Source organism: Zemynaea arenosa (assembly GCF_004614185.1).
Classification (GTDB): Bacteria; Pseudomonadota; Gammaproteobacteria; order Burkholderiales; family Burkholderiaceae_D; genus Telluria; species Telluria arenosa.
The window spans coordinates 1-8,896 of sequence record NZ_SPVF01000057.1 but is presented as its reverse complement, the minus strand read 5'-3'; the positions used below and the strand labels follow the sequence as shown (position 1 = coordinate 8,896).

Annotated in this window: 9 protein-coding genes and 1 pseudogene; 9 read left to right on the top strand and 1 reads right to left on the bottom strand. The window is 67.4% G+C overall.

All coding sequences use genetic code 11. The annotated features are described in order from the left end of the window. Nucleotides 1-341, bottom strand: a pseudogene (locus tag E4L96_RS03815) (hypothetical protein); the annotation flags it as partial. 103 nt (nucleotides 342-444) lie between these two features. Here E4L96_RS03815 and E4L96_RS03810 point away from each other — a divergent pair. The 9 genes from E4L96_RS03810 to E4L96_RS03770 all read left to right on the top strand — a co-directional run. Continuing rightward, nucleotides 445-1,350 carry a LysR family transcriptional regulator gene (locus tag E4L96_RS03810; protein WP_135205904.1) on the top strand — a complete coding sequence of 302 codons (906 nt, stop codon included), beginning with the start codon at nucleotides 445-447 and terminating at the stop codon, nucleotides 1,348-1,350. A gap of 121 nt (nucleotides 1,351-1,471) precedes the next feature. Beyond that, complete coding sequence (locus E4L96_RS03805) at nucleotides 1,472-2,650, top strand: acetyl-CoA C-acetyltransferase (RefSeq protein ID WP_135205903.1); 1,179 nt, start codon at nucleotides 1,472-1,474, stop codon at nucleotides 2,648-2,650. A 158-nt stretch (nucleotides 2,651-2,808) separates the two neighbouring features. Then, complete coding sequence (gene phbB / locus E4L96_RS03800; RefSeq protein ID WP_135205902.1) at nucleotides 2,809-3,549, top strand: acetoacetyl-CoA reductase; 741 nt, start codon at nucleotides 2,809-2,811, stop codon at nucleotides 3,547-3,549. Nucleotides 3,550-3,610: 61 nt separating this feature from the next. Beyond that, complete coding sequence (locus E4L96_RS03795; protein WP_135205901.1) at nucleotides 3,611-4,345, top strand: AAA family ATPase; 735 nt, start codon at nucleotides 3,611-3,613, stop codon at nucleotides 4,343-4,345. A gap of 249 nt (nucleotides 4,346-4,594) precedes the next feature. Then, entirely contained in the window at nucleotides 4,595-5,113 is a 519-nt protein-coding gene (locus E4L96_RS03790) for a hypothetical protein (protein ID WP_135205900.1), read from the top strand. A gap of 10 nt (nucleotides 5,114-5,123) precedes the next feature. Further along, entirely contained in the window at nucleotides 5,124-6,080 is a 957-nt protein-coding gene (gene pip, locus E4L96_RS03785; RefSeq protein WP_135205899.1) for a prolyl aminopeptidase, read from the top strand. Nucleotides 6,081-6,165: 85 nt separating this feature from the next. After that, on the top strand, nucleotides 6,166-6,627 hold the full coding sequence (locus E4L96_RS03780) for a DUF2721 domain-containing protein (protein ID WP_135205898.1): 462 nt from the start codon (nucleotides 6,166-6,168) through the stop codon (nucleotides 6,625-6,627). A gap of 3 nt (nucleotides 6,628-6,630) precedes the next feature. After that, nucleotides 6,631-7,086 (top strand): hypothetical protein, encoded by a 456-nt coding sequence (locus E4L96_RS03775; RefSeq protein ID WP_135205897.1) that lies wholly within the window; start codon nucleotides 6,631-6,633, stop codon nucleotides 7,084-7,086. A gap of 120 nt (nucleotides 7,087-7,206) precedes the next feature. Next, a partial coding sequence (locus E4L96_RS03770) for an NADPH-dependent 2,4-dienoyl-CoA reductase (RefSeq protein ID WP_135205896.1) occupies nucleotides 7,207-8,896 on the top strand: 1,690 nt, incomplete at its 3' end.

The window sequence follows — 8,896 nt, the reverse complement described above, 5'->3', positions numbered from 1 at the left end:
AGGTCATGCGCTGGCGCGGCAGCGGCCGCGCCGCAGCCGAAGCGTGCGGGCACGCAGCCGAACAGCTGGATGTGGTTCAGCACGTGATCGTAGAACGCGAAATCGCCGACGGTGACGAAATCGAGCCCCGCCTCCGCCTGCACCGCCCAATGCCGCGCGCGCAGCGTGCGCCCGGTCGCCTCCAGTGCGGCGCGCGCCGCCGCTCGGCCGTCCTCCGGTTGCGGGGCGGCCGCCGCCTCGGCAGGGAAGCGCCAGTAGCGCTCCAGCGCAAATTTCAGTTCCCGCTGCGCGCCCATGCGCGGAAAGCCCAGGGTGTGAAGGTGCACGGTTTTCATTGTCATCGCCATTTCATGTGAGATGCGTAAAGTTTGGGATAAACTCGTCAATAAGAAAAACGAAACTTTTTGCGCTTCGCAATGAATAATTTTCATACACAGCCCCGCCATGCTTGAACTGCGCCACCTGCGCACCCTGGCCGCCCTGCGCTCCGCCGGCACCCTGGTCCGCGCCGCCCAGCTGCTCAACCTCACCCAGTCGGCGCTGTCCCATCAGATCAAGCTGATGGAAGACCGCTACGGCATGCCCCTGTTCGAGCGCAAGTCGATGCCGCTCGTGTTCACCGCCGGCGGCCACCTGCTGCTTCAGCTGGCCGACACCATCCTCCCCAAAGTGGAACAGGCCGAGCGCGACATCGCCCGCCTGAACCAGGGCGACAGCGGCACCCTGCGCGTGGCCCTCGAATGCCACACCTGCTTCGACTGGCTGATGCCGGTGATGGACGCGTTCCGCCAGCGCTGGCCCGAGGTGGAAATCGACCTCGTTTCCGGCTTCCACAGCAACCCGGCCGACCTGCTGCGCACGGGCGCCGCCGACCTGGTGATCGGCTCGAATTACGGCCCGCAGTTCACGGTGTTCCCCCTGTTCCGCTTCGAAATCCTGGTGGTGCTGGCGCTGAAGCACCGCCTCGCCAGCAGGCGCCGCCTGCAGGCGCAGGACTTCGCCGGCGAAACCCTGATCACCTACCCGGTGCCCGCCGAGCGCATCGACCTGATCCGCGAAGTGCTGGCCCCGGCCGGGATCGCCTTCGAGCGCCGTACCGCCGAGCTGACGGTGGCCATCCTGCAGCTGGTGGCGAGCCGCCGTGGCGTCGCCGCGTTGCCGAACTGGGCCATCAAGAACTATGTCGACTACGACTATGTGCTGGCGCGCCCGCTGCTGGAGGACGGCCTGTGGAGCGACCTGTTCGTCTCGGTGCCGCCCGCGCTGGCCGGCAAGGCCTATGTGGCCGACTTCGTGGCCGTGATCCGCGAGCAGTGCGCCGCCAGCCTGGACGGCATCAAACTGCTGTAACGCCCCCTGTTTTTCGGGTGCCGAACTGTTAAGATTTGATTTCGCTCAAGGTCAGCGCACGTCAAGTGGCTAGGATGTTGTGCTTGCCGCTTGCAATTCTGTCAGTTCACTGGAGATCTACATGGAAGACGTCGTTATCGTCGCCGCGGGCCGCACCGCGGTGGGCAAATTTGGCGGGTCGCTCGCCAAGGTCGGCGCGCCCGAGCTCGGCGCGCACGTGATCAAGCACCTGCTGCAGCGCACCGGTATCGATGCGGCCACCGTGGGCGAGGTGATCCTCGGCCAGGTGCTGACCGCCGGCGTCGGCCAGAATCCCGCGCGCCAGGCCGTGATCAAGGGCGGCCTGCCGGACACCGTGCCCGCCATGACCATCAACCAGGTCTGCGGCAGCGGCCTCAAGACCACCCACCTGGCGGCCCAGGCGATTGCCTGCGGGGACGCCGAGATCGTCATCGCGGGCGGCCAGGAGAACATGAGCCTGGCCCCCCACCTGCTGCAGAACTCGCGCGACGGCATCCGCATGGGCGACGGCAAGCTGGTCGACTCGATGATCGTGGACGGCTTGTGGGACGTGTACAACCAGTACCACATGGGCATCACCGCCGAGAATGTCGCGAAGAAGTACGACGTGACCCGCGCCGCGCAGGACGAATTCGCGCTGGCCTCGCAGCAGAAGGCCGAGGCGGCCCAGAAGGCGGGCAAGTTCAAGGACGAGATCATCCCCTTCGAGATCGTCACCAAGAAGGGCACCACCGTGTTCGACACGGACGAATATCCCAAGCACGGCAGCACGCTGGAGCAGCTGAGCTCCCTGCGCCCGGCGTTCAGCAAGGACGGCACGGTCACCGCGGGCAACGCCTCCGGCATCAACGACGGCGCCGCGGCCGTGATCATGATGTCCGCCGCCAAGGCCCAGGCGCTGGGGCTGAAGCCGCTGGCGCGCATCAAGGCCTACGCCTCGGCCGGGCTGGACCCGTCCATCATGGGCATGGGGCCGGTGCGGGCGGCCCAGCTGTGCCTCAAGAAGGCCGGCTGGACGCATGAGCAGGTCGACCTCATGGAGATCAACGAGGCGTTCGCCGCCCAGGCCATCGCCGTGAACCGTGAGATGGGCTGGGATACCAGCAAGATCAACGTGAATGGCGGCGCGATCGCGCTCGGCCACCCGATCGGCGCCTCGGGCGCGCGCATCCTGGTCACCTTGCTGTACGAAATGGCCCGCCGCGACGCCAAGCGCGGCCTGGCCAGCCTGTGCATCGGCGGCGGCATGGGCGTGGCACTCGCGGTCGAGCGCGACTAAAGGTTGTGGAACGCGGCGCCCCCGCGCCGCACCACAACACAGAGCACGGCAACACGGCAGTACCTCGGAGTCATACAGCCTGAACACGGGGGCCCGGCGCCCCCTACTCAGCACGGCAACACGGCAGTACCTCGGAGTCACAAAAACAGGAGAAGACAATGTCGAGAATTGCACTGGTAACGGGTGGCATGGGTGGTCTGGGCGAAGCCATCTGCATCAAGATGGCGGCCCTCGGGTACACGGTGGTCACCACCTATTCCCCCGGCAACCAAAAAGTGAACGATTGGCTGGCCAGTACCAAGGCCGAAGGCTATGACTTCAAGGCCTACCCCTGCGACGTGGCGGACTACGAGTCGGCCCAGGAATGCGTGGCCACCATCGTGAGGGACGTCGGCCCGATCGACGTGCTGGTCAACAACGCCGGCATCACCCGCGACATGACCTTCAAGAAGATGGACAAGGTCAACTGGGACGCCGTCATCAAGACCAACCTCGATTCCGTGTTCAACATGACCAAGCCGGTCACGGACGGCATGGTCGAGCGCGGCTGGGGCCGCATCATTAACATCTCGTCGGTGAACGGGCAGAAGGGCGCCTTCGGCCAGACCAACTACTCGGCGGCCAAGGCCGGCATGCACGGCTTCACCAAGGCGCTGGCGCTGGAAGTGGCGCGCAAAGGGGTGACCGTCAACACCATCTCGCCGGGCTACATCGGCACCAAGATGGTGATGGCGATTCCGTCCGAGGTGCTGGAATCGAAGATCATTCCGCAGATTCCGATGGGGCGCCTGGGCAAGCCGGAAGAAGTGGCTGGCCTGGTGGCCTACCTGGCTTCGGACGAAGCCGCGTTCGTGACGGGCGCGAACATCGCAATCAACGGCGGCCAGCACATGTCCTGAGCCGTTCCGATCGTTCTCACCGTTCTCACGGAGACACCGCCTGCGAGGGCGGTGTTTTTTTATGATCACAGCCAAGCCCTATCTGCGCGAAGTCGAACTGCGGCCGGATCCGGCGATCGACTGGGACGCCTACCCATTCAGCATCCCTGCCGTGCGCGACATCGAGCAGATCGAGTTCCACGCCGACGTGACCCTGTTCGTGGGCGAGAATGGCTCCGGCAAATCGACGGTGCTGGAGGCGCTGGCGGTGGCGCTGGAGCTGCCCGCCGAGGGCGGCTCGCGCAACGTCAACCGCAGCGACCAGCAGGCCGTGTCCGCGCTGCAGCGGGCCTTGCTGCTGAACCGCAGCTACAAGCGGCCGCGCTCGATGTACTTCCTGCGCGCCGAGAGCCTGTTCAACGTCTTCACCTACCTGGACTCGATCGCCGCTGACGGCGCGCCGCCCGGGCCGTCGATGCACGAGGCCTCGCACGGCGAAGCCTTCCTGAACGTGCTGCAGGGTTTCCGCGGCGACGGCCTGTACCTGCTGGACGAGCCCGAGGCCGCGCTGTCTCCCGCGCGCCAGCTGGCGGCGCTGCGCATCATGCACCAGGCCGCGCGCGACGGCTGCCAGTTCATCGTGGCGACGCACTCGCCGATCCTGCTGGCCTACCCCGGCGCCCGCATCTTCCTGTTCGACGGCAGCGGCATCAGCGAAACCCGCTACGAAGACACCGAGCACTACGCCATCACCCACGACTTCCTCAACCACTACCCCCGCCGCCTCGAGCAGCTGCTGGCGGACGACGAGGGGTAGGGGAAGTCTTCCCGGGTGCCTTGTGCGCTCGTGCGCTTGTTTCGACCGCGTTCGTGCGCGTTTAACGTTTCGGCGTGCGCTTTCATGCGCTTTTCACCCTCCCGCAAAACTGTTCCCACAGGGGGAACAAAAAAATTCCCGCTCTGGGAACACTTTGGAAGGGAACCAAAAAGCGCACGGACGCGTCAAAGATTTTGTAAGAAGCGCATAAACGCGCATGACACAAGCGCACGACCGCACAAGGAAGCCATGGATACCCCCCATACCCTCGCTCTGCCGATCGATGCCGACTTGTACCTTGAGCTCGCCCTGCATCTCCGGTCCGCCGGCGACCCGCGCCCACCACATGAAGCGGTGGACGAGGCGGTGCGCCATTGGCTGCTGGCGGCGCGTTCCGCCGCGCGCGCGCACAGCGAGCCGCCGGGCTATCAGTGGAAGGAGGTCTTCCTGCCCGAGCACACGATGCTGAGGGTTCGCCAGGGGCAGCGCAACGCGTGTGCCGAAGTCATTGGCAATCGCCTGCTCTACCAGGGCCGCCCGACGACGCCTGGCGCGCTGGCGCAGTTATCCGGCCTGAACGTTCGCAATGCCTGGCGCCAGCTGTGGATCCGCTGGCCGGGCGAAACGCAATGGCTGGCCGCTATCTACGTGCGCACTTTTGCGCGTGCCGGGCGGCGCGTGCGCAGCGGGGCGCTGCCAACCGGGCGGGATCCCTGGCCGGCGCAATCTTCGCTACAATCGGCTTCAGCACCACCCGAGTCACCCTGAAAGCCGCGCCATGCCCGCCATTCCCCCGTCCCTGTTCCCGCCGATCCAGCCGCTGCGCCAGGGCATGCTCAAGGTCGACGACCTCCACACCCTGTACTGGGAAGAAGTCGGCAACCCGAAAGGCGTGCCGGTGCTGTTCCTGCACGGCGGCCCCGGCGCCGGGCTGTCGGTGCAGCACCGCCGCTTCTTCGACCCCGCCCACTACCGCATCATCCTGTTCGACCAGCGCGGTGCCGGCAAGTCCACCCCGCTGGGCGAATGGCGCCACAACACCACCCAGCTGCTGATCGAGGACATCGAACGCCTGCGCAACATGTTCGACATCCAGAAGTGGCTGGTCTTCGGCGGCTCCTGGGGCTCGACCCTGGCGCTGGCCTACGGCGAAGCGCATCAGGAGCGCTGCCTCGGCTTCGTCCTGCGCGGCATCTTCCTGTGCACCGCGCGCGAGATCGACTGGTTCCTGCACGGCGTCGAATGGTTCTACCCCGAGCTGTACGACGAGTTCCGCAACGCGATCCCGGAAGCCGAACGCGGCGACCTGATCAAGGCCTACACCAACCGCATGCTGTGCGACGACCCCGACCGCTACTGGCCCGCCGCGCGCGCCTGGAGCAAGTTCGAGGGCCGCCGCGTGTTTTTGCTGCCGCAGGACGACGAGACCAGCTCGGACACGCTGGACCTCGGCGTCGGCCGCCTGGAATCGCACTACATGGCCAACCTCGGCTTCTTCGAGGACGACCAGCTGATCCGCAACGTCGGCCGCATCGCCCATCTGCCGTGCGTGATCGTGCAGGGCCGCTACGACGTAATTTGCCCGCCGGTCTCCGCCTACCGCCTGCACCAGGCCTGGCCCGGCGCCAAGCTGCGCATGGTGCCCGACGCCGGCCATGGCGCGCTGGAGCCCGGCATCGCGCGCGAGCTGGTTGCGGCCACCGAGCAGTTCAAGCGGCTCGGCCGCTTTGAGTAGCGGCGGCCCGCGCGCCGCCCGCTGACGGCGGCTGGCTCCCGCTGACGCCTGTTACACTACGCATCCGACCACCGCCCGCGCCCCCATGAACCTGCAGATATCCGACATCGGCCATGTGATCCAGCTCGCCATCGCCCCCGTCTTCCTGCTGACGGGCGTGTGCACCAAGCTGTCCGTGCTGATCAACCGGCTGGCGCGCATCATCGACCGCATGCGGGTGCTGGAGGAGCGGCTCGACACCGCCCACAACGACAACTACCTCGACGAGCTCGATACCCTGTACCGCCGCTCGCACCTGATCAACTCCGCCATCACGCTGTCCACCGCGTGCGGCTTCCTGATCTGCCTGGTGATCGCGATGCTGTTCCTGAGCGACACCACCAATTTGCCGCTGGACCGCTACATCGCCGCCTCCTTCGTGTTCGGCATGGTGGCCCTGATCGGCAGCTTCGTTCACTTCTTGCGCGAGATCCTGATTGCCTCGCGCTTCATGCGGGACCACCGCCACGCCCGCCCCCGCGCGGGCGCACCGGGCGTTCCCCGATAACTCATGCACGATTACCAACGTCCCCCCACGCTGCACCGCTACGGCCAGCGCAGCGATCTGGAGCTCGCCCTGCGCGAAGGCCAGTTCCGCCTGGTGCCTTACGCGGGCTGCCTGACCTTGTCGCTGTCCACTGCCTGGGCGCCCGAGCTGTTCGACATCTATGCCCCGGCCGACGCTTGCCTGGTGATCCACCACACCGAGGAATTCGGCGAACGCCTGCACCGCGCCGTGCAGCGCACCCTGCCGAGCTGGGCGGGGATCGACGGCGCCATCGACTACCGCGGCCGCTCGCCGCTGGGCGCGATCTTCACCAAGCCCGCGGCCGAGGCGCGCGAGCGCGAATGGCTGTTCGCCTGGCGCCCCATGCAGGGCAACCTGAGCCTGAACCCGGTCACGGTGCGCGTCGGCAGCCTCGAACAGTTCGCCGAGCTGCGCGGGCGCGACGAGCGCCTGAGCTGAGCGCACGGCGCGGCGCGCCCGCCGGGAAAAGGAACGGTCGTGCTGTTTTAGAGCCCGCGATCTAGCGAAAGCGGAGTCTAATGCCGGGATCACAACGTCCCTTCCATCGAGACCCCGTCCATGACCGCCTACCCGCACCTGCTCGCGCCCCTCGACCTCGGCTTCACCACGCTGCGCAACCGCGTCGTGATGGGGTCGATGCACACCGGCCTGGAAGACCGCTTCTGGAACTACGGCAAGCTGGCCGCGTTCTATGCCGAGCGCGCGCGCGGCGGGGTGGGGCTGATCGTCACCGGCGGCATCTCGCCGAATCGCCAGGGCTGGCTGCTGCCCTTCGGCGGCACCATGAACATGGCGGGCGACGTCTTCAACCACCGCAAGGTCACGCGCGCCGTGCACGCCGAGGGCGGCAAGATCGTGATGCAGATCCTGCACGCGGGGCGCTATGGCTACCAGCCGTTCGTGGTGTCGGCATCCAGGCTGAAATCCCCGATCTCGAAGTTCACGCCCAGGGCGCTCACCGCAGCGGGCATCGAGCGCACCATCCGCGCCTATGCGCGCGCCGCGCGGCTCGCCCAGCGGGCTGGCTACGACGGCGTCGAGATCATGGGCAGCGAAGGCTACCTGCTCAACCAGTTCCTGTGCGCGCGCACCAACCGCCGCACCGACCAGTGGGGCGGCACCATCGAGAACCGCATGCGGCTGCCGGTGGAGATCGTGCGCCGCGTGCGCGCCGCCGTCGGCCCGGACTTCATCATCATGTACCGCCACTCGCTGCTCGACCTGGTCGAAGGCGGCAACACCTGGGACGAGGTGGTGGCCGTGGCGCAGGCGCTGGAAGCGGCGGGCGTCACCCTGCTGAACTCCGGCTTCGGCTGGCACGAGGCGCGCGTGCCGACCATCGTGACCTCGGTTCCGCGCGCGGCCTTCGCCACGCTGGCCGGGCAGCTGCGGCGCGAAGTCGGCATCCCCGTGATGGCCTCCAACCGCATCAACACGCCGCAGGATGCGGAAGCGCTGCTGGCGCGCGGCGATGGCGACCTGGTGTCGATGGCGCGGCCCTTCCTGGCCGATCCGGACTTCGTGGCCAAGGCCGCGGCCAACCGCGCGGACGATATCAACACCTGCATCGCCTGCAACCAGGCCTGCCTCGATCACACCTTCGCCAACAAGCGCGCCACCTGCCTGGTGAACCCGCGCGCCTGCCACGAGACGGAGCTGGTGTACCGGCCCGCGCGCGCCCGCCGCCGGGTGGCGGTGGTCGGCGCCGGGCCCGCAGGCCTGTCCGCCGCCACCGTGGCCGCGGAGCGCGGGCATGACGTGACGCTGTTCGACGCCTCGGACAGCATCGGCGGCCAGTTCAAGGTGGCCATGCAAATCCCCGGCAAGGAAGAATTCCGCGAGACCCTGCGCTACTTCGGCCGCCGCCTCGAACACACCGGTGTGACGGTGGTGCTGAACCGGCGCATGACGCGCGAGGAGCTGGTCGCCGCAGGCTTCGATGACGTGATCGTCGCCACCGGCATCAAGGTGCGCAAGCCCGCCATCGAAGGGATCGACCATCCCAAGGTGCTGTCCTACCTGGACGTGCTGCGCGACCACAAGCCGGTGGGCCAGCGCGTGGCCATCATCGGTGCGGGCGGCATCGGCTTCGACGTCGGCGAGTACCTGGTCCACAATCCGGCGCACCCGCTGCCACTGGCCCCGTCCACCTGGGCCGAGGAGTGGGGCGTGGACCTGAGCGGCGCGCACGCGGGCGGCCTGGTGCCGCCGCAGCCGCCGACGCCGCCGCGCCAGGTGTGGCTCATGC

Excerpts from the sequence above, each read along its gene's own strand:
- phbB (WP_135205902.1), top strand. The coding sequence starts at position 2,809 with ATGTCGAGAATTGCACTGGTAACGGGTGGCATGGGTGGTCTGGGCGAA.
- E4L96_RS03805 (WP_135205903.1), top strand. The coding sequence starts at position 1,472 with ATGGAAGACGTCGTTATCGTCGCCGCGGGCCGCACCGCGGTGGGCAAA.
- E4L96_RS03780 (WP_135205898.1), top strand. The coding sequence starts at position 6,166 with ATGAACCTGCAGATATCCGACATCGGCCATGTGATCCAGCTCGCCATC.
- E4L96_RS03775 (WP_135205897.1), top strand. The coding sequence starts at position 6,631 with ATGCACGATTACCAACGTCCCCCCACGCTGCACCGCTACGGCCAGCGC.
- E4L96_RS03790 (WP_135205900.1), top strand. The coding sequence starts at position 4,595 with ATGGATACCCCCCATACCCTCGCTCTGCCGATCGATGCCGACTTGTAC.
- pip (WP_135205899.1), top strand. The coding sequence starts at position 5,124 with ATGCCCGCCATTCCCCCGTCCCTGTTCCCGCCGATCCAGCCGCTGCGC.
- E4L96_RS03810 (WP_135205904.1), top strand. The coding sequence starts at position 445 with ATGCTTGAACTGCGCCACCTGCGCACCCTGGCCGCCCTGCGCTCCGCC.
- E4L96_RS03795 (WP_135205901.1), top strand. The coding sequence starts at position 3,611 with ATGATCACAGCCAAGCCCTATCTGCGCGAAGTCGAACTGCGGCCGGAT.